Consider the following 26676-nt stretch of genomic DNA (forward strand, 5'->3'; position numbering starts at 1 on the left):
CCCATCCCACTCTTGCCGGAAGGATATCCCCGCCCCGGCCACCACCCGCGCAAGGGAAGAGTTTGCCCGGGTGGTGGCGCCGGTGGAGGAGGGCGGTGGCGTGGCGGGGGTTGCGTCCGCAGGCGCTGGCACCAAGGAAGCGGTCACACGAGCGGTGGATGGCCCGGACCGGAATGTGCGAACTCGGCGGGGAGGGCGGCGCGCTAGCGCGGTGGGGGTGGGGCGGTGCTGGCGCGGGCCATCAAGTTCGGAGTGACCAGGACGCGGTGGGTGGTCGAGGCGCCGGACATGTGCTCGAGCAGGAGGGTCAGGGCCCGGCGGCCCAGTTCGCTGAAGTCCTGGTGGATGGTGGTCAGTGGGGGCAGGAAGTAGCCGGCGTCAGGCATGTCGTCGTAGCCGATGATGCTGACGTCCTCGGGGACGCGGCGGCCGGCCTCGTGCAGGGCGCGGAGGACGCCCAGGGCTATCCGGTCGTTGGCGCAGAAGATGGCGGTCACCCGAGGGTCGGCGGCCAGGGCGCGGCCGCGGGCGTAACCGGACTCGGCGTCCCACCAGCCCGGTTCGGCGGGTGGGACCACAGCGCCGGCGGCGTACAGGGTCTGGCGCCACCCCTCGACGCGTTCCTGGGCCTCGGGCCAGTCGGCCGGGCCGGCCACATGGTGGACGGTGGTGTGGCCCAGGTCGAGCAGGTGCTGGGTGGCGAGGCGGGCGCCGGCGGCGTTGTCGATGCCCACCGTCGGGGCCTCGCCGGCGCCGCCCACCGCCACGCAGCACAGTGAGGGCGGCGCCTGCGCGAGGGCGTTGGTGACGGTCAGCTTCGGGGCGATGGCGATGACGCCGTCGACGGCGTGCTGGGTCAGACGGTCGATGGCCTCGGTGACGTGGCGGCGTTCGAGGTCGCGGACCGAGGCGATGCTGACCATGTAGCCGGCGTCGCGGGCGGCGCTCTCGATGGCGTACAGCATGGAGGCGGGACCGAACAACGTGGTCTCGAAGCCGATGATGCCGAGCGTGTCGGACTGGCGGGTGACCAGGGTGCGGGCGGCCAGGTTGCGGCGGTAGTTGAGGGACTGCATGGCTTCGAGCACGCGCAGCCGGGTCTCCTGCCGCACGTTGGGGTGGTTGTTGAGGACCCGCGAGACGGTCTGGTGCGAGACGCCGGCGAGCTTGGCGACGTCGCGCATGACCGTGAGCCGGGGGCGGCTCCGGTCGCCGTCCGATGCGGGCAAGAGCATCCTCCACGGTGTCGGTTTGTGAGCGTGAACATCGCACAGCCGGAGCCCGGATGTCCATAGCGGATCTGCGCCGTCACCACCGCGGGCAATCGCCCGGTAACAAACCGATGGCGAAGCCTTGACGGAGCGTTTGAGACCGGTAACACTGCTGAAACGCGGTGCCCGCCAAGGCCTCTCGAACGCGCCGCAGGCGAAACCCCGATGACTGTTGGTCACGGTGACGACCTTCTCTGAATGCGTGAACGTTAACAATGTTTGCCCGAAGGAGGGCTCAGTGCTCAAGAAGATTTCCGCGGCGATGGTCGGCGGGCTTCTGCTCGCCTCGACCCTGGCCGGCTGTGGTGGCGACGACGGCGGCTCCGGCTCCGGCGGCGACGACAAGATCACCCTCGGCTTCTCGCAGGTCGGCGCCGAGAGCGGCTGGCGTACGGCCAACACCAAGTCCATCCAGGAGGCGGCGGCCAAGGAGGGCATCGACCTGAAGTTCTCCGACGCCCAGGGCAAGCAGGAGAAGCAGATCGAGGCGATCCGCTCCTTCATCACGCAGCGGGTCGACGTCATCGCGTTCTCCCCGGTCGTCGAGTCGGGCTGGGACCCGGTGCTCAAGGAGGCCAAGGACGCCGGCATCCCGGTCATCCTGACCGACCGCGCGGTCGACTCGAAGGACACCTCGCTCTACAAGACCTTCCTCGGCTCCGACTTCGTCGAGGAGGGCAAGAAGGCCGGCGAGTGGCTGACCAAGGAGTACGAGGGCAAGTCGGACCCGGTCAACATCGTGGAGCTGCAGGGCACGCCGGGCGCGGCGCCCGCCATCGACCGCAAGACCGGCTTCGAGGACGTCATCAAGGCCGACCCCAAGTTCAAGGTCGTCGCCTCGCAGACCGGCAAGTTCGAGCGCACCAGCGGCAAGCAGACGATGGAGACGTTCCTGCAGTCCGTCAAGGACATCGACGTGCTCTACGCGCACAACGACGACATGGGCCTGGGCGCCATCGAGGCGATCGAGGCGGCCGGCAAGAAGCCCGGCTCCGACATCAAGATCATCACGGTCGACGCGGTCAAGGACGGCATGACGGCGCTCTCCGAGAACAAGATCAACTTCATTGTGGAGTGCAGCCCGCTGCTCGGCCCACAGCTGATGGACCTGGTCAAGAAGGTCAAGAACAAGGAAGAGGTTCCGACCCGGATCCTCACCGAGGAGACCACCTTCACCCCCGAGCAGGCGAAGGCCGCCCTGCCCGACCGCAAGTACTGACCGCTGTGATGGGTCACCCCGACCAGGGGTGACCCATTGAAAAGGAGTGGATGATGGGTGAGCCACCCGCGGTCCTCGAGATGACCGGAATCCAGAAGATCTTCCCCGGCGTCGTCGCCCTCGACGGCGTCGATTTCCGGCTGTTGCCCGGCGAGATCCACGCCCTCATGGGTGAGAACGGCGCCGGCAAATCGACCCTGATCAAGGTGCTCACCGGCGTCTACGGCATCGACGGCGGCCACATCAAGCTGAGCGGACGGGACGTGCTGTTCACCGGCCCGCTGCAGGCCCAGACGGCCGGCATCAGCACCGTCTATCAAGAGGTCAACCTCTGCGCCAACCTCTCGGTGGCGGAGAACATCTTCATCGGCCGTCAGCCGCGCCGCTTCGGCCGCATCCAGTGGGCCGAGATGCGCAAGCGCTCGGCCGACCTGCTCAAGCGCCTGGACCTCGACCTCGACGTCTCGGCCCCGCTGAACAACTACTCCCTGGCCGTGCAGCAGATGGTGGCGATCGCCCGCGCAATTGACATCGAGGCCAAGGTCTTGATTCTGGACGAGCCCACCTCCAGCCTGGACGCGTCCGAGGTGGCCCAGCTCTTCGCGATCATGCGGCGGCTGCGCGACTCCGGGGTGGCCATCCTGTTCGTCTCGCACTTCCTCGACCAGATCTACGAGGTCGCCGACCGGATCACGGTGCTGCGCAACGGCGCCCTGATCGGCGAGTACCGCACCGCCGAGCTGCCCCAGGTCGAGCTGGTCCGCAAGATGATCGGCAAGGACCTGGCCGCGCTGGAGCAGCTGGAGAGCCGGGAGCGTGACTCGGCCGAGCAGCTCGAGCGCGGGGAGCCGATCCTGCGGGCCGACGGGCTGGGCCGCGAGGGCGCGATCGCGCCGTTCGACCTCACCATCCACGGGGGCGAGGTGGTCGGGCTGGCGGGATTGCTCGGCTCCGGCCGTACGGAGTTGGCGCGCCTGCTGTTCGGGGCCGACAAGGCCGACAGCGGCCAGCTGGAGGTCGACGGCAAACCGGTGACGATGCGCTCGCCGCGCGCCGCGATGGCGCACGGCATCGCCTTCTCGTCGGAGAACCGCCGCACCGAGGGCGTGCTCGGCGAGCTCAGCGTCCGGGAGAACATCATCCTGGCCCTGCAGGCGGCCCGCGGCTGGACCCGCCCGATCGCCCGCCGCAAGCAGGACGAGCTGGTCGGTAAATACATCAAGGCCCTGCAGATCAGGCCCGACAACCCCGAGACACCGGTACGGAATCTCAGCGGCGGCAACCAGCAGAAGGTGCTGCTCGCCCGATGGCTGATCACCGAGCCCCGGCTCCTGATCATCGACGAGCCGACGCGGGGCATCGACGTCGGGGCCAAGGCGGAGATCCAGCGCCTGGTGGCCGAGCTGTCCAGCGGCGGCATGGCGGTGCTGTTCGTCAGCGCCGAGCTCGAGGAGGTGCTCCGGCTCAGCCACAAGATCGAGGTGCTGCGCGACCGGCGCCTGGTCGAGGAGCTGGAGAACAGCGGCGACGTCGACGCCGACCGCATCATGCAGACCATCGCCAGCGGAGCGGCACAATGACATTCCTCAAGAGCCGGCTGATGTGGCCGGTCGCGATGCTCGTGGTGCTGCTGCTCTGCGGGCTGATCTTCTCCGACGGGTTCTTCGACATCCGGATCCAGGACGGGCACCTGTTCGGCACGCCGGTCAACATCCTGCGGGCCAGCGCGCCGCTGGTGCTGGTCGCGCTGGGCATGACGCTGGTCATCTCGACCGGCGGCATCGACCTGTCGGTGGGCTCGGTCATGGCCGTCTCCGGGGCCATGGCCTGCCTGATCATCGGCGACCTGAGCAACCAGAACAGCGTCGGCGGGGTCGCGGTGGCCGTGGTCGTCGCCCTGGCCCTCACCCTCGTGCTCGGGCTGTGGAACGGCTTCCTGGTGGCGGTGCTGGGCATCCAGCCGATCATCGCGACGCTGATCCTGATGGTGGCCGGCCGCGGCCTGGCCCAGCTCATCACGTCCGGGCAGATCATCAACGTGCAGTCCAGTCCGTACAAGGTGATCGGGGCCGGCTACGTGCTCGGGCTGCCGGTGTCGGTGCTGATCGCGGCCGTGGTCCTCGTCATCACCGTGCTGCTCACGAGGCGTACGGCACTCGGCCTTTTGCTCGAGTCTGTCGGCGGAAGCCCGGTCGCCAGCCGGCTCGCGGGCATCCAGGCCCGGCGATTCACCGTGATGGTGTACGTGTTCTCGGCCGCCTGCGCCGGCATCGCCGGACTGATCTACAGCTCCAACGTCTCCAGCGCCGATGGCAACAACGCCGGCAACCTGATCGAGCTCGACGCCATCCTGGCCGTGGTCATCGGCGGTACGGCCTTGACCGGCGGCCGGTTCTCGCTGGCCGGCACGACGCTGGGCGCGCTGCTGATCGCCACGCTCGACACGACCGCCCAGTCGGTCGGCATCCCGCCCGAGGCGACGCTGGTCTTCAAAGCCGTCGTGGTCGTGGTGCTCTGCCTGGCCCAGTCGGCCACCTTCCGGGCCATGTTGTTCCGTCGGTCCACTCCCAGGCCGGCCGCACGGGCGGAGGTCCCGGCATGATCGACGTCAGCACCACGCCGGCCACCAACAAGGGCGGCCCGGCCACCCGCCGGCGCACGTACCGGCCGAACGCGCAGTACATCCCGGTCCTGGCCACGCTGTCGCTGCTGATCGTGATGTACACGGTCGGCGCGGTGAACTACGAGAACTTCACCCATCCCTCGGTGATCCTCAACCTGTTCACCAACAACGCGTTCCTGCTGGTCGTCGCGGTCGGCATGACCTTCGTGATCCTGACCGGCGGCATCGACCTGTCGGTGGGCGCGGTGATCGCGATGACCTCGACCGTGGCCGCCACGCTGCTGCAGGCGGGCTGGCCGGCCGGCGTCGTCATCCCGGTCGTGCTGCTGGTCGGCGGCGTGCTCGGGTTCGGCATGGGCGCGGTCATCCACTTCTTCAAGGTCGAGCCGTTCATCGCCACCCTGGCCGGGATGTTCCTGGCCCGCGGCATCGCCCTGCTGATCAACCAGAACTCGATCCCGATCACCAACGGGTTCTGGACCAGCGTGGCCGAGACGCGCATCGTCTTCGAGCCCGGAGTCTACGTCTCCGGCATGGCCATCGTGGCGCTGGCCGTGGTCGCGGTGGCGGCGGTCGTGCTGGCCTGGAGCCGGTTCGGCCGCAACGTCTACGCGATCGGCGGCAACGCCGACTCGGCCCTGCTGATGGGCCTGCCCGTGGGCCGCACGCGGATCGGCGTCTACACGCTCTCCGGCTTCTGCGCCGCCCTGGGCGGGCTGATCTACAGCATCACCACCACGTCGGGATACGCCGGTCACGGCACCGGCACGGAGCTCGACGCGATCGCCGCCGTGGTCATCGGTGGCGTGCTGCTCACCGGCGGCTCCGGCTACGTGCTCGGCACGGTCCTGGGCGTCCTGGTCCTCGGCATGATCAACACGATCGTGAACTTCGCCAGTCTCAACTCGTGGTGGGCCCGGATGGCGATCGGCGTGCTGCTATTCGCCTTCATCGTCCTGCAGCGCCTCGTCACCAGAAAGGCGAAGTGATGTCCAGCTACACCATCGGGGTCGACTTCGGGACGCTGTCGGGCCGGGCCGTCGTGGTGCGCGTCGACGACGGCGCCGAGGTCGGGGCCGCGGTCCACGAGTACACGCACGGCGTCATCGAGCGCACGCTGCCGGCCACCGGCGAGAAGTTGCGCCCGGATTGGGCTCTGCAGGATCCGGCCGATTACCTCGACGTTCTGAGAACGGCCGTGCCGGAGGCGCTGGAGGTCGCGGGCATCGACCCGGCCGACGTGATCGGCATCGCCACCGACTTCACCGCTTGCACCGTGCTGCCCACGTTGGCCGACGGCACGCCGCTGTGCTTCCTCGACGATTTGTCCGGCCAGCCACATGCGTACCCCAAGCTCTGGAAGCACCATGCGGCGCAGCCGCAGGCCGACCGCATCACCGACCTGGCCCACGAGCGCGGCGAGCCCTGGATCGCCCGCTATGGCGGCCGGATCTCCTCGGAGTGGCAGTTCGCCAAGGCGCTGCAGGTGCTGGAGGAGGACCCGGAGGTCTACTCGCGGACCGAGCGCTGGATCGAGGCGGCCGACTGGATCATCTGGCAGCTCTGCGGCCGGGAGACCCGCAACGCCTGCACGGCCGGTTACAAGGGGATCTTCCAGGACGGCCGATATCCCGCCAAGGACTATCTCGAGGCGCTCAACCCGGACTTCGCCGACTTCGCCGAGACCCGGCTCGCGCATCCGCTCTCCGCGCTGGGCGAGCGGGCCGGTGACCTGACCGAGCAGGCCGCGGCCTGGACCGGGCTGCCGGCCGGCATCGCGGTCGCCGTGGGCAACGTGGACGCCCACGTGACGTCCCCGGCCGCCCAGGCCATCGCGCCCGGTCAGATGCTCGCGGTGATGGGCACGTCGACCTGCCACATCATGAACGGCGACGCGATCGCGCCGGTGCCCGGCATCTGCGGCGTGGTCGACGGCGGGATCCTGGCCGGGCTGTACGGATACGAGGCCGGCCAGAGCGGCGTCGGTGACATCTTCGGCTGGTTCGTCGAGCACGGCGTGCCGCCGGAGGTGCACGACGAGGCGCGGGCGGCCGGCCTGAGCGTGCACGACCTCCTCTCCCGGCAGGCGGCCGCGCAGCCGGCCGGTGGGCACGGGTTGCTCGCGCTCGACTGGCACAACGGCAACCGCTCGGTGCTGGTCGACCACCATCTCTCCGGCGTGATCGTCGGGCAGACCCTGGCCACCCGGCCGTTCGAGATCTACAAGGCGCTGGTCGAGGCCACCGCCTTCGGCACCCGCAAGATCATCGAGTCCTTCGAGCAGGCCGGGGTGCCGGTCACCGAGTTCGTGGCGGCCGGCGGGCTCAAGCGCAACACCCTGGTCATGCAGATCTACGCCGACGTGCTGCGCCGGCCGCTCAGCGTGGCCACCTCCGACCAGGCGCCCGCGCTCGGCTCGGCCATCCACGCCGCGGTGGCGGCCGGGGCGTACCCGGACGTGGCGACCGCGGCGGCGACGATGGGCCGCGTCGAGAAGGCCGTCTTCGAGCCCGACCCGGCCGCCGCCGACGTCTACGACCGGCTGTACGCCGAGTACTCGGTCTTGCACGACTACTTCGGCCGGGGTGAGAACAAGGTGCTGCACCGGCTGCGGGACCTGCGGAACGAGGCGCTGGGATGAGCGTGCTCGACTCCGTCCGGGCCGAGGTCTGTGCCCTGCATGCGCACCTGACCCGCTGGGGTCTGGTCACCTGGACCGCGGGCAACGTCTCGGCCCGGGTGCCGGGGGAGGAGCTGCTGGTCATCAAGCCCTCCGGGGTGTCGTACGACGACCTGACGCCCGCCTCCATGGTGGTCTGCGACCTCGACGGCAAGCTGGTCGAGGGGGAGCACAGCCCGTCCAGCGACACCGAGTCGCACGCCTATGTCTACCGGCACATGCCCGAGGTCAACGGCGTCGTGCACACCCACAGCCCGTACGCGACGGCGTGGGCCGCCCGCGGCGAGCCGATCCCGTGCTCGCTGACCGCGATGGCCGACGAGTTCGGCGGTGACATCCCGATCGGGCCGTTCGCGCTGATCGGCAGCGACGACATCGGCCGCGGCATCGTCGAGACGCTGCGCGGCAGCCGCTCGCCGGCCGTGCTGATGCGCCAGCACGGCCCGTTCACCGTCGGCGCCAGCGCCCAGGCCGCGGTCAAGGCGGCGGTCATGTGCGAGGACGTCGCCCGCACGATGCTCCTGGCCCGTCAGCTCGGCGCGGTCGACCGGCTGCCCGGCGCTGCCGTGGACAGCCTCTACGACCGCTACCAGAACGTCTACGGCCAGCGCCCTGCGCCCTCGCGCCCTCCGCAGTCGGGCCCTCCGCATCCGAGAGAAGGAAACTCATGAGCGAGCACGAGGTCTGGTTCCTGACCGGGAGTCAGGGACTCTACGGTCCCGAGACCCTGGACCAAGTCGCCGCGCAGTCGCGGGAGATCGCCGGGACGCTGGGCGGGTCGCTCGACGTGAAGGTCGTGTGGAAGCCGGTGCTGACCAGCGCCGAGGACATCCTCACCGTGGTCCGGCAGGCCAACGCGGACGCCGGGGTGATCGGCGTGATCGCCTGGATGCACACGTTCTCCCCGGCCAAGATGTGGATCGCCGGGCTGGACGCGCTGCGCACCCCGCTGCTGCACCTGCACACCCAGGCCAACGTGGCGCTGCCCTGGTCCGAGATCGACATGGACTTCATGAATCTCAACCAGGCCGCGCACGGCGACCGCGAGTTCGGGTACATCGAGGCCCGTCTCGGCGTCGCCCGCAAGACCGTGGCCGGGCACGTCAGCAACCCGCGGGTGGTCGACCGGGTCGCGGCCTGGGTCCGGGCCGCCCGCGGGCACGCCGCGATCCGCTCGCTCAAACTGGCCCGCTTCGGCGACAACATGCGCGACGTCGCGGTCACCGAGGGGGACAAGGTCGAGGCGCAGTTGCGCTTCGGGGTCTCGGTCAACACGTACGGGGTCAACGACCTGGTCAAGGTGGTCGACCAGGCGCTCGACACCGAGGTCGACAAGCTGGTCGGCGAGTACGACGAGCTCTACGAGGTCGCACCCGAGCTGCGCGACGGCGGCGCCCGGCACGAGTCGCTGCGGTACGCCGCCCGCATCGAGCTCGGCCTGCGCCGTTTCCTCGAGGCCGGTGGCTTCGGCGCCTTCACCACCAACTTCGAGGACCTCGGCGGCCTGCGCCAGCTGCCCGGCCTGGCCGTCCAGCGGCTGATGGCCGCCGGTTACGGCTTCGGCGGCGAGGGCGACTGGAAGACCTCGGTCCTGCTGCACACCATCAAGGCGATGGCCCCCGGCGGCACGTCCTTCATGGAGGACTACACGTACGACCTGACGCCCGGCCGGGAGCGCATCCTCGGCGCCCACATGCTCGAGGTCTGCCCCTCGATCGCGGCGGCCCGGCCGAAGATCGAGATCCATCCGCTGGGCATCGGCGGCCGGGAGGACCCGGTGCGCATGGTCTTCGACGCCGCGCCCGGCCCGGCCGTCGTCGTCGGCATGTCGGACATGGGGGAGCGGTTCCGCCTGACGGCCAACGTCATCGAGGTCGTCGCGCCGACCGAGGCCCTGCCCAAGCTGCCGGTGGCCCGCGCCGTGTGGAAGCCGGCCCCCGACCTGTCCACCTCGGCCGAGGCCTGGCTGACCGCGGGCGGCCCGCACCACACCGTGCTCTCCTCGGCCGTCGGCGTCGAGGAGCTGACCGATTTCGCCGAGATGACCTCCTCGGAACTGCTGGTGATCGACGAGTCGACCACGATCCGGCAGTTCGTCAAGGAGGTGCGCTGGAACCAGGCGTACTACCGCCTGGCCCGCGGCTTCTGACCGGTGCGGCGCCCGGAGCGGGGCCGCACCGTCCCCCGCGGCACCAGCACCGGGCGCAGACGTACGGACTCGTGCCGGCGGGCGCCCAGCAGCAGGCGCACGCTTTCCCGGCCGACCTCGGCGAACTCCTGGCGCACGGTGGTCAGCCCGGGGTGGGTGTAGCCGGCTTCGGGCACGTCGTCGAAGCCGACCACGCTGACGTCCTCAGGGACGCGGCGGCCGTGCTCGGTCAGGGCCCGCATCAGGCCGATGGCGATGTCGTCGTTGGCCGCGAAGATCGCGGTGACCGCGGGGTCGGCGGCCAGCGCCTGCCCGCAGTGGTAGCCGGACTCGGCCGACCACGCGGCCCGCGCCACGGGCGGCGCCTCCCGGCCGGCGGCGGCCAGGGCGGCCCGCCAGCCGGCCTCGCGGGCGCGGGAGCCGTGCCACTGCTCGGGGCCGGCCACGTGCCAGACCGTACGGTGCCCGTTGGCCAGCAGATGCCGGGTGGCCAGCAGCCCGCCCGCGTACTGGTCGATCGAGACGTCGGCCGTGCGCCACTGCGGGAGACCGTCCACGGTGACGACCGGCAGGCCGGGCGGCACGGCCGCGAGCAGGTCGGCCGCCTCGGCCACCGGGGCGACGACGATCAGCCCGGCCACCTCCTGCTCGGCCAGCCGGCGGATCACCGAGCGGGCCTCGTCGTCGTAGGCCGCGACGTGGCCGAGGGTCACCGCCAGCCCGGCGTCGAAGGCGGCGTCCCCGATCGCCTGGACCATGCTGGCCGGGCCGTACAACATGGAGTTCTGCGCGACCACACCGACCAGCGTCATCCGGAGCTCCTTCGCAGGGGGCTGTGAACGCAAACATGTCTGGCCCGCCGGGCGGAGTCAATGTGCTGTTACGGCCTTGTTACGTGTGACCGACTCGTCAGGTGGATTCCGGCCCACCTGACGAGGAACGTCTGGTAAACACCACGGGTGGTCTTCGAGTGGTCGACGGTCGGCGCCGTCCAGGTGAACGGTGTCCGCCTCGGCTACCGGGAGGCCGGTGACCCGGCCGGCCCGCCGGTGGTGCTCGTGCACGGCACCGGGAGCAGCGCGAGCACGTGGGATCGCTTCGCCGCCCGGCTGGTCCCGCTCGGCCACCGGGTGATCGCCTTCGACCTGCGCGGGCATGCCACCAGCCCCGCCGCCGCCGACTACCGGCTGACCAGCCTGCGGGACGATCTGCTGGGCGTGATGAGAGCGCTGGCGGTCCGGGGTGCCACGGTGATCGGGCACTCTGTCGGGGCGTACGCCGCCGTGGGGGTTGCCCTGCACTCGCCGGAGCTCATCTCCCACCTGGTCCTCGAGGATGTCGCGGCGCCGCCGCGCTGGGTCGGCCTGCCCCGGCGGCTGTGCGGTCTGGCCACCCGGCGCCCCGTGCCGGCGATCCTGCTTCAGCTGTTCTGCTCCGACGCGGGATGGTGGAGCCGGCTGCCCGAGGTGCGGCAGCCGGCCCTGGTCCTCTCCGGCGGGCCGGCCAGTTGCATCCCGCCGGGGCGGCTGGCCGCCGTGACCGCCGCGCTGCCGGACGCCCGGCTGGCGACGATCCCGGTCGGCCACCGCGTGCACAGCCTCGCCCCGGACGCCTTCTTCGACGAGGTGGCGAGCTTCCTTCGGCCAACGCAGCCGGTGTCAGCCCCGGTGGTGTGACTCCGCGAGGCGGTAGACCGGCGTCGGCAGGCCCTCGTAACGGGCCTTGAGCTGCAACGCCAGGTAGAGCGAGTAGTGCCGCGACTGGTGCAGGTTCCCGCCGTGGAACCACAAGTTCTCCTGCTGGGTGGGCTTCCACATGTTGCGCTGCTCGCCCTCCCACGGGCCGGGGTCCTTCGGCGTGTCCGAGCCCAGGCCCCACACCTTGCCGACCCGGTCCGCGGTCTGCTGGTCGACGAGATCGGCCACCCAGCCGTTCATCGAGCCGTAGCCGGTGGCGTAGACGACCAGGTCGGCCGGCAGGGTCGTGCCGTCGTCGAGCACCACCGCGTCCTCGGTGAGGTGGTCGACCTGGCCCTGCGCGAGCTTGACCTGCCCGTCGGCCACCAGGTCGGCCGCGCCCACGTCGATGTAGTAGCCGGAGCCGCGTCGCAGGTACTTCATGAACAGGCCGGAGCCGTCGGCGCCCCAGTCGTGCCGGAAGCCGGCCTTCTCCAGCCGGGCGTAGAAGTCGGCGTCCCGGTCGGCCATCCGCTCGTACAGCGGGATCTGGAACTCGTGCATGATCCGGTACGGAATGGACGCGAAGATCATGTCGGCCTTGTCGGTGGTGACGCCGGCCGCGACCGCCCGCTCCGAGTAGAGGTCGCCCAGGCCGATGTCCATGAGCGAGGCCGACTTGACGATGTGCGTGGACGACCGCTGCACCATGGTCACGTCGGCGTCGTGCTCCCACAGCGCCCCGCAGATGTCGAAGGCCGAGTTGTTGGAGCCGATCACGACGACCTTCTTGCCGCTGTACGCCTCGGGGCCGGGGTGCTCGCTGGAGTGCTGCTGCTCGCCCCGGAAGACATCCCGGCCGGGCAGGACCGGTTGGTTGGGCTTGCCGGACATGCCGGTCGCGAAGACCACGTGGGCGGGGGTGAGCTCGACCGTTTCGTCGGGGCGGGTGACGGTCACCCGCCACTTCTTCGCGTGGGGGTCGAAGGTCGCGGATCGCACGTACGAGGACGACCAGTACGGCACCTCCATGACCCGGGTGTACATCTCCAGCCAGTCGCCGATCTTGTCCTTGGGCGAGAAGACCGGCCAGTTCGCGGGGAACGGCAGGTACGGCAGGTGGTCGTACCAGACCGGGTCGTGCAGGCAGAGGCTCTTGTAACGGCCGCGCCACTGGTCACCCGGCCGCGCGTGCTTGTCGATCACCAGCGCGGGCACGCCGAGCTGCCGCAGCCGGGCGCCGAGGGCGATACCGCCCTGACCACCCCCGATGACCACGACGTACGGATCGGCGTCCGCCTCCTCCCGCGCCCGGCGCTCCTTCCACGACAGGCGGCCCTTGCTCAGCGTGTGCTCGACGCCTTGCGGCCGGCGCTCGCCCTGCTGCTCCTCAAAACCCTTGAGCTCGCGCAGAGTCGTCAGCAGGGTCCAGGCGCCCTCGGGCTTGAGCCGCAGGTGGCCGGTGCCGCGCCCGACCGCGGTCTCGAACCGGATCCACGCGTCGATCACCCCGTCGGCCTCGGTGGGCTCCTCGGTCAGCTCGAAGTTGTCGGGGTCGATGTGATCGAGGGTGGTGGTGAGCAGATCCGCGACACCCTCGCGGCCCTCGACGGTCGTGATGTTCCAGGAGAAGGCGACAAGATCGCGCCAATAACACTCCGGGGCGAAGAGATCGGCGGCGGCCTGGACATCGCGGGCGCGCAGGGCGGCGGTGAAAGCCGCCAGCCAGTCGCCGGCGCGCTGCTGGGGGGAGGTGCCGAGGGTCTGCGTCATGAGGTCCACGAAACCGGCTCGCCTACGGTCCGCAACACCGTTGCAACACATTGCATCGTTCGGCCTATGCTCACAGCCAGGGCCGGCGGGGGAGCGGGGCGACCGCGGGGAGGCGGCGTGGGCGACTACAGCGCGGTGCGGCCGGGCACCGATCTCACGCGGTACGCCCGTGACCTGCTTCGGGTGCACGACGCCGTGCTGGCCGGGCACCGGCCGCCGCATCGGCCGCGGGCGCTGGTCGAGCGTTCCTGGTCGCGGGTGCTCGGGCTCGGGCTCGACCCCAGCCGGGCCAACGCGCGGGATCCGCTGCCGGCGGGCGCGGTCGAGCGGCGCCGCCGGGACTCCGGGCTCGCGCCGGTCATCGCCGACCTGCTGCGGATGGCCGACGATGCCGCGTTCCTGCTGGTCGTGACCGGGGCCGACGGGACCATCCTGTGGCGGGCCGGGCCGTCCGCCCTGCGCCGGCGGGCCGACTCGCTCGGGTTCGCCGAGGGTGCGCTCTGGACCGAGGCCGCCGTCGGCACCAACGCGATCGGCACGGCGCTGGTCGAGGCCGCGCCCGTGCAGCTCTTCTCGGCCGAGCATTTCGAGCAGGCCCAGCACGCCTGGTACTGCTCGGCCCATCCCGTGCACGACCCGCGGACCGGCGATCTGCTCGGCATCGTCGACGTGAGTGGCCCTGCCCTCACCCTGCACCCGGCGATCCGGGTGCTGGTCGAGACCGGGGTGCGGCTGGCCGAGGCCCGGCTGTGGCGCCATCACGCCGACCGGCTGGAGCGGCTGCGGCGCTCGGCCGCGCACGTGACCGGCACCGCCCGCGGGCCGCTGCTGATCGTCGACGATCACGGCTGGGTGGCCCACGCCAGCGGGGTTTCCGCGCGGGACCGGATCGGCGCGCCCACCTCGGGCGCCCCACTCGCCGTACCGGGCCTGGGTCTCTGCCGGGCCGAACGCCTGCCGGAAGGCTGGCTCGTGCGTCCCGCCGGGCCGCCAGCCGCGATCTCGGCGACGCTCGATCTCACCGGTGCGCCTCCGCTCTTGGAGGTACGCGGTGAAGCCGAGCCCTGGCGCACGCCGCTGACCCGGCGGCACGCCGACATCCTGGCCCTGCTGCACAATTGCGGCCCGGCCGGCCTGACCGCCGGGCAGATGAGCCGCTTCCTGTACGGCGACGCCGCGCACGTCGTCACCGTCCGGGCCGAGATCAGCCGGTTGCGGCGGGCCGTCGGGGCGCTGGTCGCCACGAACCCGTACCGCCTGGCCGACGGCGTGACCCTCGCCGTGCTGAACTGACCGGCCCGGCGCCGCCCTTTCCTCAGACCTTTACGGCGCCCCGAAGTTCCTTACTTCGCGCCGCTCCCGGCCGATGGGCACGACTATGGACGTCACTGGTACGGCTCGGCGGTTCCGTGCGGATCCCGCCCTGCTCGCGCTCGGCGTCGCCGGTGTCGTTCTCGCTCTGTGGTTCCTGGCCGGGCCGGGTGGCGCGACCGTCTCCTGGGCCGTGCAGACGGCCCTGGACGTGTCGGTCGCCGTGTTCTCGTGGCGGCTGGTCCGGGCGACGGCCGGCCGCAGGCATGCCCGGCGGTTCTGGTGGGCGGTCCTGGGCGCCGGGGTCGCCTGCACGCTCGGCGACGGCTACCAGACGATCTTGGCGGTTCTGCATCGCTCCGGGCATCAGCCGAGCGTGGTGCAGACCGGCTTCGTCGTGCTCGGCATGGTGATCGCCATCGTGGCGATGGTGTGTCACCCGCTCGGCGGGACCGGACGGCAGCGGCTGCGGTTGTGGCTCGACGCGATCACCGTGCTGGCCGCGGTCGCCGTGTTCCTGTGGTACTTCGTGCTGGCCGATGTGCTCGCCGACGGCAACCACGCCGAGGTGGTGGCGGCCGCCGCCACCTCCGCGGTCATGCTGCTGCTCAGCGTCGGGTTGCTGAAGCTGCTGCTCAGCGGCACCGCGCCGTTCTCCTGGGGTCCCGGCCTGCTGGCCACGACGGGCGTGGCCGGCACCGCCATCGCCGCCTCCACCGTGACGTTGCTGATCGGCGCCGACAACCCCAGCGTGATCTACCTGTCGCAGCTGCTGCCGTGCCTGCTGATGCCCGTGGGGCTGCGCTGGCAGGAGCTGCGGATGCGCCGCCGCGGCCCGGACGCCGGCCCGGCCGAGAACCGTCGTGGCAGCCGCCTGCCGTACGTGGCTGTTGTCGCCGTCCAGCTGCTGCTGGTGGCCGCGCTGACCACCCGCGGCGCCGAGCCCCAGGTGTGGGGCGTCTCGGTCGGCGCCGTCATGATCACCGTGCTGGTGCTGAGCCGGCAGATGGCCGCGTTCACCGACAACGAGCGGCTGCGCGAGTGGTTCCAGTCGGTCCTGCAGCACTCGTCCGACCTCACGCTGGTGGTCGGGGCCGACGGGCTGGTGCGTTTCGCCACCCCGGCCGCCCGGCGCATCCTGGGCGCCGGCCCCGACCAACTGGTCGGCACGCTGCTCGCCGACCGGGTGCGGCCCGAAGACCGGCCGCTGTTGGCGTCGCTGGTGACCCGGCTGGCGGCCGAGCGGGGGGCCGACGCCGACGCCGAGTTGCGGCTGCGGCACACCGACGGGTCGTACCGCTGGTTGCAGGTCGTCGGGGTCGACCTGACCGGCAATCCGAGCGTGCAGGGAATCGTCTTCAACGCCCGCGACGTCACCGAGGCCCGCCGGCTGCACGACGAGCTGAGCCACCGGGCCACCCACGACCCGCTGACCGGGCTGGCCAACCGGAGCCTGCTCGAGCAGCGGCTCGGCGAGGTGCCGGCCGGTGAGACGGTGAGCGTGCTGCTGGTCGACCTGGACGGGTTCAAGCCGGTCAACGACCGGTACGGCCACCACGCCGGCGACCAGGTGCTGGCCGCCGTGGCCGACCGGCTCGCGGGCCTGGCCGGCGGCGACGGGCTGGCCGCCCGGCTCGGCGGCGACGAGTTCGCCGTGCTGCTGCCGGGCGCGGGCGGCGATCAGGCCGAGGCGCTGGCCGCCCGCATCACCGCAGCCGTCGGCGATCCGATCTGGGTGACCGCCACCCAGGAGGTCACGGTCGGGGCGAGCGTCGGCGTGGCCACCGGCTCACCCCGCGACGCCGGTCAGCTGCTGCGCGACGCCGATGCCGCGATGTACCGGGCGAAAGCGGTCCGGCGCTCGGCCTCGCCTCAGCGGTGACCCGGCGGCGGTCCGTACGCCTGCATCGGGCTGACGTGCAGCGGCGCCGGCGGGACGCGTCTGCGGGTGAAGTGGTCGCGGGCCGAGCGCGGCGCGGTCAGCGTGACGATCGCCGCGATCGAGGCGACCAGCACGCCGGTGCCGGCGACCGGGATGCTGCCGGCGACCGCGACGATGAGCATCATGATGGCCCCGAACAGGGCCGCGAACGGCAACAGGACCAGGCTGGTGATCCACGCCCACATCTTTCCTCGGCGAACGAGGCGGCCCAGCACCAGGATGAAGATCCCGAAGATCAGCACGATCGAGTTGAGCACCAGGAAGACGGCGCGGGCGCCGGAGCTCCAGTCGTCCTGCTGCAGGTTCATGAGCACGCCGTAGGCGACCTGACCGGTCGCGAACAGGCCGGCTATCGCGACCAGACTGGCGCCGATCTCCACCGAGCGTGGCGTTCCCCCGTGTGACATCCGGGCATCATAGACGTCTATCCGATGCGCTGTCCGTACACGTGGCCGACCTTGAGAACCATCAGCACCCGGCGGTCGTCGACCATCACCTGGCGGTACTCGTCCCAGTCCGGGTGCTCACCGGCCGCCCGGCGGTAGTAGTCGACCAGCGCCTCCACCTCGGGCCCGTTCGGGTCGGCGCCGGGCCCGATCAGCTCGACCTCGCCCTCGGCGGTGGCCCACGATCGGCCGTCGGCGCTGGTGACCTCCAGCGCGGCCCGCGGGTCGCGGCGCAGGTTGGCCGTCTTGGCCCGGCGGTCGGTGATCGACACGAGGATCTGCTCGGCCTCGCGGTCGTAGTACGGCGTGACGGGGGAGAGCTGCGGCAGGCCGTTGGCCTTGATGGTGGCGAGCACGCCGAGGCGGCTGCCGGCCAGCAGCGTACGGGGGTCGAAATCAGACATGGGTGAGCACCTCTCGCAGAAGGGTGTTGACCGCTTCGCGCCCGGCGCGGTTGGCGCCGACCGTGGACTGGGACGGGCCGAACCCGATCAGATGCACGCGGGGATCGCCGGCCACCTGGGTGCCGGTCATCCGGATGCCGCCGCTCTCGTTGCGCAGGTGCAGCGGCTCCAGGTGGGCCAGATCGGCCTTGAAGCCGGTCGCCCACAGGATCACGTCGACCGCGGTGAACGACCCGTCGGCCTCGCGCACGCCGTACGGCTCGATCGCGGTGAACATCGGCCGGCGCTCCAGCGCGCCGCGTTCCCTGGCCGCCACCGCGTACGGGGTCCAGGCCAGATCGGTGTACGAGACGACGCTGCCGGTGGGCCGCCCGGCCTCGACGTCGGCCACCACCTTGGCGATGATCCCGCTCCCGTCGAACTCGCCGGCGTCCTTGAACACCGGCTCGCGGCGCGTGTACCAGTACGTGGTGGCGACCCGCGAGATCTCCTCGAGCTGCTGCAAGGCCGAGATGCCGCCGCCGACCACGGCCACCCTTCTTCCGGCCAGCCGGTCGGCCGATACGTACTCCTGGGTGTGCAGTTGCCGCCCGGCGAAGGTCTCCTGGCCGGGATAGTGCGGCCGCACCGGATTGGTCCAGGTGCCGGTCGCGTTGATGATCGCCCGCGCCTGCCACGGCCCCGCGTCCGACTCGACGATCAAAGACCGGTCAGGCCCGTTCCGTACGGCGGTGACGCGCACCGGCCGCAGGATCGGAAGTTTGCTGGCCCGCTCGAACTCCGCGAAGTAGCGCGGCACGGCGACCCGGCTCGGCTCGGCCGGGTCGAGCGGCGGCTTGGGGAACCCGGGCAGATCGAAGATGCCGTTGACGGTGGCGATGCGCAGCGACTCCCACCGGTGCCGCCACGCCCCACCCGGCGCCGACCCCGCGTCGAGCACGACGAAATCGACGCCGCGCCGCTTGAGGTGGTAGGCGGCCGACAGCCCGGCCTGACCACCCCCGATGACCACCACCGTCACCTGTCGCACGACCGGGCCAACCTACAAGGTCACGGTGGTATTCCCATAGATCTTGGCCGACACCCACTGCTCGAACGAGGTGAGCGGGATGCCCACAGGTCACGGGCGAACTCGGGGCGGGCCGGCTGGGCGACCTCGTTCATCAGCTGCATCGACAGGACGGCGTACGGGGGCATGCCCGCCGCGACGGCCTCCTGCGCGGTCATGTCGGGGGCGGTCATCCGCAGGATCGCGGCGATCTCGGTCATCGACAGGTAGTCGCCGGCCAGTTCCAGCTCGGTGAACCGGCCGGGGTCGACGATGGCGGTCGCGACGGCCGTCGCGCACCCGGTCCTCGATGCCGGCCTTGCTCGCGTAGTACGGCCGCAGCGGCGCCCAGCGCTCGTCGGGCGGGAGCCGGCGCGAACCCGAGACGGAGGAGTGCACGAAGTGCTCGACGTTCGCCGCGCGGGCGGCCTCGATGAGGTTGACGGCCTGCTGGAGCTCGCCGGCGAAGTCGAACGCGCCGTCCTTGAACGAGGGCATCTGCATCGAGAAGACGGCGGTGACGCCCCGGACCGCCTCGGCCAGCGAGTCGCGGTCGTTGAGGTCCGCGATCACGTGGTCGCCCTCGATCGGCTTGCGCACCAACGCGCGTACCGCCAAGCCCTTTGCCTTCAGAGCGCGCATGACCGCGCCGCCCTGCTGCCCGGTCGCGCCGACCACTAAGACCGACATAGTGCTCCTCCCTTGAAGCGGCGGGGTGCGCCGCTTCCGTGGGGAGTAACATATGGCGGTCCCCGCCGCTTAGCAAACGAGGAGGTCAGGCCCGTGCGCGCCGACGCCCGCCGCAACTACGCCCGCTTGCTGTCCGTGGCCACCGAGGCCATCGCGGCCGAGGGCGCCGACGCCTCCCTGGAACAGATCGCCCGCACCGCCGGCGTCGGATCGGGCACCGCGCGGCGGCACTTCCCCACCCGGCACGCCCTGCTCGAGGCCGTCTTCACCGGCCAGATCGACACCCTCACGGCCCGGGCCGAGGAGCTGGCCGGCCACCCCGACCCGCGCGCCGCCCTGCTGGAGTGGCTGGCCGCCGTGACATCCTTCGCCTCGACGGTGCGCGGCCTGGCCGAGGCCCTCAACCGCGACCCCACCGCCGACCCGTCCGAGCCGCACGACCATTGCGCCACCGCCCGCCTCACCGCCGCCGGCGCCCCGCTGGTCACCCGGGCCGCCCCCGCCCTGACCCCCGGCGTCACCATCACCGACCTGCTCAACCTGGTCACCGGCATCGCCCTGGCCACCGAGCACCACCCCACCCCGGCCCCCGAAGCCACCCGCCTCCTGCACCTCACCATCACCGGCATCAGCCCGGCGCCGCTCCCCACCCCGTAAGCGTGGGGAGCGGCGCCGGGCCGCCGGCGAGGTTGTCAGATCAGTTCGGCGGCGAGGGCGCGGAAGGCCCCGGCCGGGAAGGTCTTGGTGTCGCCGCCGTTGAGGACCTGGATGGCTACCTCGTCGGCGCCGGCGCGGTAGTGCTTCTCCAGGCCTTCGGCCACCTGGGATGCCGTACCCCACGGGATGACCGCGTCGACCAGGCGGTCGCTGCCGCCGCCGGCCAGATCCTCGTCGGTCCAGCCGAAGCGGCGCAGGTTGTTGGTGTAGTTCGGCAGCGTCAGGTAGCCGCTGGTGTACTGCCGGGCGATGGCGCGTGCGGCCTCGGCGTCCGGCTCGAGCACCACCGCCACCTCGGGCGCGAGCAGCTTGCCGGGCCCCAGGGCGGCGCGGGCCTCGGCGGTGTGCTCGGCGGTGGTGAAGTACGGGTGGGCGCCGGCCGAACGGTCGCGGGCGAGCCCCATCATCTTCGGGCCGAGGGCGGCCAGGACCCGGCGCTCGGGGGCGAGCCCGGCGGCGTCGAGGTCGTCCAGGTAGCCGACCATCTTGGAGTACGGCTTGCGGTATTCGGTGCCGTCACCCTCGACCAGTACGGCGTGACTGGCGCCCAGGCCGAGCAGGAAGCGCCCGGGGTGGTCCCGTTCGGCGTCCTCGGTGAAGGCGGCCACCTCGGCCGGCGTCGTGTGCCAGATGGTGGCGATGCCGGTGGCCACCCCGATGCGGGAAGTGCCGTCCAGCAGCTCCCGGAAGCGCGCCGGGAGGGTCTTCTCGAACCCGGCCGAGAACCAGATCCGCGAGTAGCCGAGCCCTTCCAGCTCGGCCGCGGCGTCGAGAGCGGCCTGCGGGCTCTCCGAGGCGAGGAAGAAGGGTTGCCAGACGCTGACGAGTCGTTGTGCCATGAACTGAACACTACGACCCGTCAGCGTCCGGCCCGGCTCACCACCAGCGCTGCTCGCGGGCCTCGTCCGTACCGCCGGTGTTGTCCAGCCCGTCCAGGGTGGCCACGTCGCCCTCGGTCAGCTCGAAGTCGAAGACCCGCGCGTTCTGCTCGATGCGCTCGCGGTGGGTCGACTTGGGCAGCACGATGAGGCCGCGCTGCACGGCCCAGCGGATCAGCACCTGGGCCGGGGTGCGGTCGAGCCGCTCGGCGATCGCGGCCACCTGCGGGTCCCCGAGGTGCTTGCCGGTGCCCAACGGGCTGTACGCCTCCAGCGCCACCCCGCGCTGCTCGCAGCCCTCCAGCAGGTCACGCCGGAACTCGAACGGACTGAACTGCACCTGGTTGACGACCGGCTGCTCGTCGGCCACCTTGAGCAGCTCGTCGATCTCGGCCACGCTGAAGTTGGAGACCCCGATCGACCGGGCGTAGCCCTGCTCCTTGGCCCGCTGCATGCCGTCCCAGGCCCAGGTCGGCCCGCCCTGCGGCCAGTGCACGATGTAGAGGTCGACCGAGTCGATCCCGAGCCGCTCGAGGCTGCGCTGCGCCTCGGCCTCCGGGTCCTTGGATCCCGGGTAGAACTTCGTCGTGATGTAGACGTCCTCCCGGGCGATCCCGCTGTCGCGCAGCGCCCGCCCGACGCTGGCCTCGTTGCCGTACGCCTGCGCGGTGTCGATGTGGCGGTAACCGGCCTCGAGCGCCCACCGCACGGCCTGCTCGCACTCGGGCCCGTCCGGCACCTGCCACACACCCAGCGCGAGCAGCGGGATCTCGGTGCCGTCGGCGAGCACCCGGGCCCGCCCGTCCTGTGTCAGAGCCATCTCTGTTCTCCTGCCGTCTTGATCAACACCTTTCGGTGCCCAGTCTGCACTGCCCACCGTCGCGGCGAAGAAACCGCTCCTGTCGTGGCCTTCGCCACCGGGGCCTCGTGCCGAGCGGGAAGACGCTGCCGGCCAGGAGGGCGGCGGTGAACCCGGCCAGGAAGCCGGCCGGGTTGTGCCCGGACCGGGTGTCGGCCGGCTGGTAGATCTGGGTCAGGCTGCCGGTGTCGCGGGCGGGGACCGTGTCGCCCACCTCGGCCCCTGGTGGCAGCCCGCCGGCCAGCTCCATGTCCCGGCGGACGGCCGTGCCGTCGTCGCCGCGGAAGTCACCGAACCACCCGCACCGCTGTCGTCATCAAGCGGACGCGCACCGCTCGAGGATGGCGCCGGCGATCTATTTCCGTAAGGTCACCTGCCTATTACGAAAAAGGAAACAAGACTTTTCGATAAACGTGCCAAAGTTATGGACGCGGCGACAGAAGTGGGCCTACGGTGACCGGAAATCGATGCTCATCGAGGTCTGGCGGTCCGATGAAAAAGACACCATTAGCCCTGCTCGCCGTCGCCACTCTCGCGGGCCTGCTGCCCGCCATGCCCGCCTCCGCGGCCGTCCCGCCGCAGGAACCGGGCGTCACTCTGCGCACGTACGACCTGCAGACGTCGCGGGACACGATCTGCACGCTCAAGACCGGCCAGACCCCGAACGTCGACAAGAAGATGACGACGGTCAACTGGACGACCGCGGCCGACTTCGGCCTCGAGGACCGGTTCCAGTCCGAGGTCATCGGCAACGTCAACATCACCACGGCCGGGACGTACGGGTTCCGGCTGACCAGCGACGACGGGTCGCGCCTGCTGATCGACGGGGCGACCGTCATCAACCACGACGGCGCGCACGGGGCGACCGCCAAGGAGGGCAGCGTCAGCCTGACGACGGGCTACCACGCGCTGCACATCGACTACTTCGAACGCGACGGCGGTCAGCAGCTCACCCTGGAATGGCGGCCGCCGGGCGTCACCGCGTACAGCCTGGTCCCGAATAGTGTCTTGAGCACGGACGCCGGGGTCGTGCGGGTGACCGCGCCCGGCCGCAAGGAGTGCGAGGGCGCCGGGGACAGTCCGGGTGACGGGCTGCCGCTGACCGGCGTGCATCCCGGGTACACGCTGACGAATCTGCGCCCGTCGGGCTTCCAGCCGCAGGTGAGCGCGATGGACTGGTTCCCGGACGGGCGGCTGGCCATCGCCACCTGGGGTGGCAGCGACACGGTGGCCGGCGAGGTCTACGTCCTCAGTGGAGTCACCGGCACCACGTCGCCGAGCCAGGTCACGTACAAGAAGATCGCGACCGGGCTGCGCGAGCCGATGGGTCTGAAGATCGTCGACGGCAAGATCTACGTGTCCCAGAAGCACGAGCTGACCGAGCTCAACGACACCAACGGCGACGGCACGATCGACCAGTACCGCCGGGTCGCCACGTGGCCGTTCGACGGGAACTTCCACGAGTTCGCGTTCGGCCTGCTCTACCAGGACGGGTTCTTCTACCTGAACCTGTCCGTCTCGATCAACCTGGGCGGCGCGACGACCGACCCGCAGGGCTCGCCCAACCGCGGCACCACCCTGAAGATCAACCGCTCGACCGGGGCCGTGCAGTACATCGCGGGCGGGCTGCGCACCCCCGACGGCCTCAACTTCGGGCCCGAGGGCGACATCTTCGTGCTGGACAACCAGGGCGGCTGGCTGCCCGCGTCGAAGCTGGTGCAGATCAAGCAGGACCGGTTCTTCGGCCACTACACCAACCCGGACGGCCCGTTCGACCTGCAGCCGGTCAGCCAGCCCGTGCTGTGGCTGCCGCAGAACGAGATCGCCAACTCGCCGAGCACCCCGGTCATGCTCAACTCGGGGCCGTTCTCGGGGCAGATGCTGTTCGGCGACGTGACGTACGGCGGTCTGCAGCGGGCGTACCTGGAGAAGGTCAACGGCCAGTACCAGGGCGCGGTCTTCCGGCTCACCCAGGGCCTGGAGATGGGCGTGCTGCGGCTGAGCCAGGGCCCGGACGGGGCGCTCTACGTCGGCGGGCTCGGCGCCGGGGGCAACTGGGGCCAGGAGGGCAAGCTGACATACGGGTTGCAGAAGCTCACGCCCAACGGAAGCAGCGTCTTCGACATCAAAGCGATGCGCGCCGTGGCCGACGGATTCGAGCTCGAATACACGCAACCGGTCTCCGAGGCGACCGCGGCCCAGCTGGCCGCCCGCTACAAGGCCGAGCAGTGGCGGTACGTGCCGACGCCGGACTACGGCGGCCCGAAGGTGGACGAGGAGGCGCTGCCGGTCACCTCGGCCACGCTCTCGGCCGACCGGCTCAAGGTGACGCTGAAGCTCTCCGGGCTCAAGCCGGGGCGGGTCGTGCACGTGCGCTCCCCGCGGCCGTTCACCTCGACCGCCGGGCAGTCGCTGTGGAGCACCGAGGCCTGGTACACGCTGAACAGCCTGGCCGACGGGACGACGCTCAAGTCGGACGGGGTCGAGGCGGAGTGGTCGGGGCTCAGCGGCAACGCGTCGGTCGCCACGGACCACACCGGATACACGGGATCCGGCTTCTCGGCCGGGCACAGCGCGGCCGGCGCGGCGACGACGTTCACCGTCAACGTGCCGTCGGCCGGGGCGTACCCGATCTCGCTGCGCTACAGCAACGGGCCGAACCCGGCCGCCGGCACCAAGACGATCAGCCTGTACGTCAACGGGACGCGGGTGAAGCAGGTCAGCCTGGCCGACACCGGCAACTGGGACACGTGGGCCACCGTGGCCGACTCGGTGACGTTGCGGGCCGGCGGCAACACCGTCTCCTACCGCGTCGACACCGGGGACAGCGGGCACGTCAACCTGGACAGCCTGACCGTCGGCTCCACCGCCGCGCCGGGCACCCGCACCGGAACCATCACCGGCATCGCCGGCAAGTGCCTCGACGTGGACAACGCGACCATCACCGACGGCGCCAAGGTGCAGCTCTGGACGTGCAACAGCTCCTCCGCGCAGAGCTGGACCCGCGAGGGTGACAGCTTGCGCGCGCTCGGCAAGTGCCTCGACGTCGACAACGCCGGCACCGCCAACGGCACGAAGGTGCAGTTGTGGACGTGCAACAACAGCGCCGCCCAGGTGTGGCAGGCCCAGGCCAACGGGTCGCTGCTCAACCCGCAGTCGGGCAAGGTGCTCGACGCGGCCGGCGGCGCGAGCGCGGACGGCACGGCGGTGCAGCTGTGGGAGTGGGCCGACGTGGCCCAGCAACGCTGGACGCACAACAACCCGAGCCGGGTCACGCTCTTCAACGGCGGGACCCTCGGCGCCTTCCGGAACGCCGACGGCAGCGCGCCGACGTGGCCGGTCTCCGGCGGCTCGGCCGAGGTGCTCGGCGGAGACCTGAGGACCAAGCAGACGTACGGCGACTTCAAGCTCCACGTCGAGTTCTGGCTCCCCAACCTGCCCGCCGACGTGACCGGCCAGCAGCGCGCCAACAGCGGCATCTACCTGCAGGACCGATACGAGGTGCAGGTCCTGGACACGTACGGCAAAGCGGTCCTGGCCAACGACGACAGCGCCGCCATCTACCAGAAACGGGCCGCTTCCTCGAACGCCGGCACGGCCCCGGAAACCTGGCAGTCCTACGACATCACCTTCCGCGCCGCCCGCTGGAACGGCACCACGAAGACCGAGAACGCCCGCGCAACCGTCGTCTGGAACGGCGTAACCGTCCACAACAACATCGAGATCGACGGCCCCACCGGCAACGGGGCCGCCGAAGGCCCCTCCGCCCAGCCCATCCGCCTCCAGGACCACGGCGACCCGGGCGCCAACGTCCGCTACCGCAACATCTGGATCGAACCGGCCTGACCGCAGCCCGTCTCAGTCGCCTCCGGGCAGCGTCACCGTGGCCAGGACCATGCGGTGGTCGCTGCCCGGCAGGTCGTAGGCGGCGTAGTCGCTGATGCCGAGGCGGCGGTCGACCAGGACGTGGTCGATGGTGATGGGTGGGAGCCTGCGGTTGCCGTACCAGCCCCAGCTCGGAACCAGGCCCCGGCCGAGCGTGGCCGCCGCGTCGCGGTAGCCGCGGCCGATCAGCGTGCGCAGTTGGGCATGGTCGAGGGTCGAGTTGAAGTCGCCGAGGAGGATCCGCGCCGGGCCGTCGGGGTCGGGCGCGGGCTGCTCGGCCTGATCCCGCCGCCAGATCCCCAGCACCGACAGCGAATACGGCGACGCCGGGTGCGCCGACTCGACGACGACCGGCCGGGCGCCCGGCACCTGAATCGTTCCGTACGCCTGCTGGAACCCGCCGTTGTTGAGCCGGAACCCTTTGTCACTCAACGGATAGCGCGAATACACGGCCGACCCCGTGGTGCCGTACGGATCCCGCGGCCGCTGCCCGGCGATCGACGAGTACGGCAGCAGCTCCTCGAGCCCGGCCGACTTGAGCGCGGCCTGCCCCGCCGCCGTGAACTCCTGCAGGGCCAGCACACCGACATCCTCACTGCGCACCTTGCGCACGATCGTGTCCGGATCGCCCAGCCCGGTGAGCATGTTGGCGGTGAGCACCGTCAACGCGATCCCGTCGCGCGGCCCCCGGTCCCGGTCCGCCACCATCCGCGGCCCGACACACCCGAGCAGCACCAGCGTGGTCAGCCCCGCCACGGCCGCCGCCCGCCACTGTTTGAAGCCGAGCGCCAGCCCGAGCGGAACCAGGGTCCAGACCAGCGCGTACGGCGTGAAGGGCAGCACGATCACCGCGGGCCCCGGCGTCCACCCGCTGACCCGGACCACCGCCCAGACCAGCCCCGGCACCACCAGCCCCCACCCGATGATCTTCACACGGCTCACCCTAGGTGTTCTGCCCAGAGAGGTTGGGAACGCGGTGGGCGGGTGGGCCGCCGATGGCGGAGTGGTGCCGGTGGACTCTTCTATGTCTGTCAAGCAGCCTGCGGGCAAGCGTCCGGCTCGGTGTGGAGCCTTTCGAGGGTCCGATAGAGCTGACGGGCGAGGT

The 26676-nt window shown here is 71.1% G+C and carries 23 protein-coding genes; 12 read left to right on the plus strand and 11 right to left on the minus strand.

Annotated elements, in window-relative coordinates; all coding sequences use genetic code 11:
- Positions 1 to 203: 203 nt before the first annotated feature.
- Entirely contained in the window at positions 204 to 1229 is a 1026-nt protein-coding gene (locus tag AB0J66_RS19360) for a LacI family DNA-binding transcriptional regulator (protein WP_364662108.1), read from the minus strand.
- Between the two features lie 304 nt (positions 1230 to 1533).
- Here AB0J66_RS19360 and AB0J66_RS19365 point away from each other — a divergent pair, with 304 nt between their 5' ends.
- From AB0J66_RS19365 to araA, 7 genes are read left to right on the plus strand one after another with little or no spacing between them, the layout of a single operon-like run.
- Positions 1534 to 2490, plus strand: coding sequence for an ABC transporter substrate-binding protein (locus tag AB0J66_RS19365; RefSeq protein WP_364662191.1), 957 nt, complete (start codon positions 1534 to 1536; stop codon positions 2488 to 2490).
- A 53-nt stretch (positions 2491 to 2543) separates the two neighbouring features.
- Positions 2544 to 4070, plus strand: coding sequence for a sugar ABC transporter ATP-binding protein (locus AB0J66_RS19370; protein WP_364662111.1), 1527 nt, complete (start codon positions 2544 to 2546; stop codon positions 4068 to 4070).
- Positions 4067 to 5092, plus strand: a complete 1026-nt coding sequence (locus AB0J66_RS19375) for an ABC transporter permease (RefSeq protein WP_364662113.1) — start codon at positions 4067 to 4069, stop codon at positions 5090 to 5092. The genes AB0J66_RS19370 and AB0J66_RS19375 overlap by 4 nt, the downstream gene beginning before the upstream one ends.
- Entirely contained in the window at positions 5089 to 6102 is a 1014-nt protein-coding gene (gene yjfF, locus AB0J66_RS19380) for a galactofuranose ABC transporter, permease protein YjfF (RefSeq protein ID WP_364662116.1), read from the plus strand. Before AB0J66_RS19375 ends, yjfF begins: the two co-directional genes overlap by 4 nt.
- On the plus strand, positions 6102 to 7754 hold the full coding sequence (gene araB, locus AB0J66_RS19385; RefSeq protein WP_364662119.1) for a ribulokinase: 1653 nt from the start codon (positions 6102 to 6104) through the stop codon (positions 7752 to 7754). The genes yjfF and araB overlap by 1 nt, the downstream gene beginning before the upstream one ends.
- Positions 7751 to 8464 carry an L-ribulose-5-phosphate 4-epimerase gene (locus AB0J66_RS19390; RefSeq protein ID WP_364662122.1) on the plus strand — a complete coding sequence of 238 codons (714 nt, stop codon included), beginning with the start codon at positions 7751 to 7753 and terminating at the stop codon, positions 8462 to 8464. Before araB ends, AB0J66_RS19390 begins: the two co-directional genes overlap by 4 nt.
- On the plus strand, positions 8461 to 9942 hold the full coding sequence (gene araA / locus AB0J66_RS19395) for an L-arabinose isomerase (RefSeq protein WP_364662124.1): 1482 nt from the start codon (positions 8461 to 8463) through the stop codon (positions 9940 to 9942). Before AB0J66_RS19390 ends, araA begins: the two co-directional genes overlap by 4 nt.
- On the opposite strand, the gene AB0J66_RS19400 is transcribed toward araA, so the two are convergent.
- Positions 9918 to 10754 (minus strand): substrate-binding domain-containing protein, encoded by an 837-nt coding sequence (locus AB0J66_RS19400; protein WP_364662127.1) that lies wholly within the window; start codon positions 10752 to 10754, stop codon positions 9918 to 9920. The two genes, araA and AB0J66_RS19400, sit on opposite strands and share 25 nt — an antisense overlap.
- Before the next feature lie 147 nt (positions 10755 to 10901).
- On the opposite strand from AB0J66_RS19400, the gene AB0J66_RS19405 reads away from it, so the two are divergent.
- Positions 10902 to 11618, plus strand: a complete 717-nt coding sequence (locus AB0J66_RS19405; protein ID WP_364662130.1) for an alpha/beta hydrolase — start codon at positions 10902 to 10904, stop codon at positions 11616 to 11618.
- On the opposite strand, the gene AB0J66_RS19410 is transcribed toward AB0J66_RS19405, so the two are convergent.
- Positions 11601 to 13391 (minus strand): NAD(P)/FAD-dependent oxidoreductase, encoded by a 1791-nt coding sequence (locus tag AB0J66_RS19410; protein ID WP_364662132.1) that lies wholly within the window; start codon positions 13389 to 13391, stop codon positions 11601 to 11603. The genes AB0J66_RS19405 and AB0J66_RS19410 overlap by 18 nt on opposite strands.
- Before the next feature lie 117 nt (positions 13392 to 13508).
- Here AB0J66_RS19410 and AB0J66_RS19415 point away from each other — a divergent pair, with 117 nt between their 5' ends.
- Complete coding sequence (locus tag AB0J66_RS19415; RefSeq protein WP_364662134.1) at positions 13509 to 14684, plus strand: GAF domain-containing protein; 1176 nt, start codon at positions 13509 to 13511, stop codon at positions 14682 to 14684.
- An 85-nt stretch (positions 14685 to 14769) separates the two neighbouring features.
- Positions 14770 to 16584 carry a sensor domain-containing diguanylate cyclase gene (locus AB0J66_RS19420; RefSeq protein WP_364662136.1) on the plus strand — a complete coding sequence of 605 codons (1815 nt, stop codon included), beginning with the start codon at positions 14770 to 14772 and terminating at the stop codon, positions 16582 to 16584.
- On the opposite strand, the gene AB0J66_RS19425 is transcribed toward AB0J66_RS19420, so the two are convergent.
- The 4 genes from AB0J66_RS19425 to AB0J66_RS19440 all read right to left on the minus strand — a co-directional run bounded on the left by AB0J66_RS19425 (position 16575) and on the right by AB0J66_RS19440 (position 19220).
- On the minus strand, positions 16575 to 17051 hold the full coding sequence (locus AB0J66_RS19425; RefSeq protein WP_364662139.1) for a hypothetical protein: 477 nt from the start codon (positions 17049 to 17051) through the stop codon (positions 16575 to 16577). The two genes, AB0J66_RS19420 and AB0J66_RS19425, sit on opposite strands and share 10 nt — an antisense overlap.
- A gap of 17 nt (positions 17052 to 17068) precedes the next feature.
- Positions 17069 to 17494 carry a PPOX class F420-dependent oxidoreductase gene (locus AB0J66_RS19430; protein ID WP_364662141.1) on the minus strand — a complete coding sequence of 142 codons (426 nt, stop codon included), beginning with the start codon at positions 17492 to 17494 and terminating at the stop codon, positions 17069 to 17071.
- Entirely contained in the window at positions 17487 to 18524 is a 1038-nt protein-coding gene (locus tag AB0J66_RS19435) for an FAD-dependent oxidoreductase (protein ID WP_364662144.1), read from the minus strand. Before AB0J66_RS19435 ends, AB0J66_RS19430 begins: the two co-directional genes overlap by 8 nt.
- A 90-nt stretch (positions 18525 to 18614) precedes the next feature.
- Entirely contained in the window at positions 18615 to 19220 is a 606-nt protein-coding gene (locus AB0J66_RS19440) for an NmrA family NAD(P)-binding protein (RefSeq protein WP_364662147.1), read from the minus strand.
- Positions 19221 to 19325: 105 nt separating this feature from the next.
- Here AB0J66_RS19440 and AB0J66_RS19445 point away from each other — a divergent pair, with 105 nt between their 5' ends.
- Positions 19326 to 19889, plus strand: a complete 564-nt coding sequence (locus AB0J66_RS19445) for a TetR/AcrR family transcriptional regulator (protein ID WP_364662150.1) — start codon at positions 19326 to 19328, stop codon at positions 19887 to 19889.
- Positions 19890 to 19924: 35 nt separating this feature from the next.
- Here the strand turns inward: AB0J66_RS19445 and AB0J66_RS19450 are convergent, their stop codons facing one another.
- Genes AB0J66_RS19450 through AB0J66_RS19460 form a run of 3 tightly spaced genes read right to left on the minus strand, consistent with a single transcriptional unit; the run spans position 19925 to position 21900 of the window.
- Positions 19925 to 20788: a TIGR03620 family F420-dependent LLM class oxidoreductase gene (locus tag AB0J66_RS19450; protein WP_364662153.1), complete on the minus strand. Its 864-nt coding sequence runs from the start codon at positions 20786 to 20788 to the stop codon at positions 19925 to 19927.
- Between the two features lie 37 nt (positions 20789 to 20825).
- The gene (locus AB0J66_RS19455) at positions 20826 to 21647 is read right to left on the minus strand and encodes an aldo/keto reductase (protein WP_364662155.1); all 822 of its coding nucleotides are present in this window, start codon (positions 21645 to 21647) and stop codon (positions 20826 to 20828) included.
- A 22-nt stretch (positions 21648 to 21669) separates the two neighbouring features.
- Positions 21670 to 21900 carry a hypothetical protein gene (locus AB0J66_RS19460; RefSeq protein ID WP_364662158.1) on the minus strand — a complete coding sequence of 77 codons (231 nt, stop codon included), beginning with the start codon at positions 21898 to 21900 and terminating at the stop codon, positions 21670 to 21672.
- Positions 21901 to 22178: 278 nt separating this feature from the next.
- Between AB0J66_RS19460 and AB0J66_RS19465 the strand changes: the two genes are divergently transcribed.
- Entirely contained in the window at positions 22179 to 25532 is a 3354-nt protein-coding gene (locus AB0J66_RS19465; protein WP_364662161.1) for a family 16 glycoside hydrolase, read from the plus strand.
- A gap of 12 nt (positions 25533 to 25544) precedes the next feature.
- Here AB0J66_RS19465 and AB0J66_RS19470 read toward each other — a convergent pair whose 3' ends face one another.
- Positions 25545 to 26504 (minus strand): endonuclease/exonuclease/phosphatase family protein, encoded by a 960-nt coding sequence (locus AB0J66_RS19470; RefSeq protein WP_364662164.1) that lies wholly within the window; start codon positions 26502 to 26504, stop codon positions 25545 to 25547.
- Positions 26505 to 26676: the final 172 nt, after the last annotated feature.

The sequence above is a fragment of the Actinoplanes sp. NPDC049598 genome (genome assembly GCF_040675435.1).
In the GTDB taxonomy this organism is placed as follows: domain Bacteria; phylum Actinomycetota; class Actinomycetes; order Mycobacteriales; family Micromonosporaceae; genus Actinoplanes.

Coding starts and splice junctions, on each gene's coding strand:
- AB0J66_RS19420 (WP_364662136.1), top strand. CDS start 14,770: ATGGACGTCACTGGTACGGCTCGGCGGTTCCGTGCGGATCCCGCCCTG.
- araA (WP_364662124.1), top strand. CDS start 8,461: ATGAGCGAGCACGAGGTCTGGTTCCTGACCGGGAGTCAGGGACTCTAC.
- AB0J66_RS19410 (WP_364662132.1), bottom strand. CDS start 13,391: ATGACGCAGACCCTCGGCACCTCCCCCCAGCAGCGCGCCGGCGACTGG.
- AB0J66_RS19455 (WP_364662155.1), bottom strand. CDS start 21,647: ATGGCTCTGACACAGGACGGGCGGGCCCGGGTGCTCGCCGACGGCACC.
- AB0J66_RS19465 (WP_364662161.1), top strand. CDS start 22,179: ATGAAAAAGACACCATTAGCCCTGCTCGCCGTCGCCACTCTCGCGGGC.
- AB0J66_RS19425 (WP_364662139.1), bottom strand. CDS start 17,051: ATGTCACACGGGGGAACGCCACGCTCGGTGGAGATCGGCGCCAGTCTG.
- araB (WP_364662119.1), top strand. CDS start 6,102: ATGTCCAGCTACACCATCGGGGTCGACTTCGGGACGCTGTCGGGCCGG.
- AB0J66_RS19375 (WP_364662113.1), top strand. CDS start 4,067: ATGACATTCCTCAAGAGCCGGCTGATGTGGCCGGTCGCGATGCTCGTG.
- AB0J66_RS19430 (WP_364662141.1), bottom strand. CDS start 17,494: ATGTCTGATTTCGACCCCCGTACGCTGCTGGCCGGCAGCCGCCTCGGC.
- AB0J66_RS19370 (WP_364662111.1), top strand. CDS start 2,544: ATGGGTGAGCCACCCGCGGTCCTCGAGATGACCGGAATCCAGAAGATC.
- AB0J66_RS19365 (WP_364662191.1), top strand. CDS start 1,534: ATGGTCGGCGGGCTTCTGCTCGCCTCGACCCTGGCCGGCTGTGGTGGC.
- AB0J66_RS19390 (WP_364662122.1), top strand. CDS start 7,751: ATGAGCGTGCTCGACTCCGTCCGGGCCGAGGTCTGTGCCCTGCATGCG.
- AB0J66_RS19450 (WP_364662153.1), bottom strand. CDS start 20,788: ATGGCACAACGACTCGTCAGCGTCTGGCAACCCTTCTTCCTCGCCTCG.
- AB0J66_RS19400 (WP_364662127.1), bottom strand. CDS start 10,754: ATGACGCTGGTCGGTGTGGTCGCGCAGAACTCCATGTTGTACGGCCCG.
- yjfF (WP_364662116.1), top strand. CDS start 5,089: ATGATCGACGTCAGCACCACGCCGGCCACCAACAAGGGCGGCCCGGCC.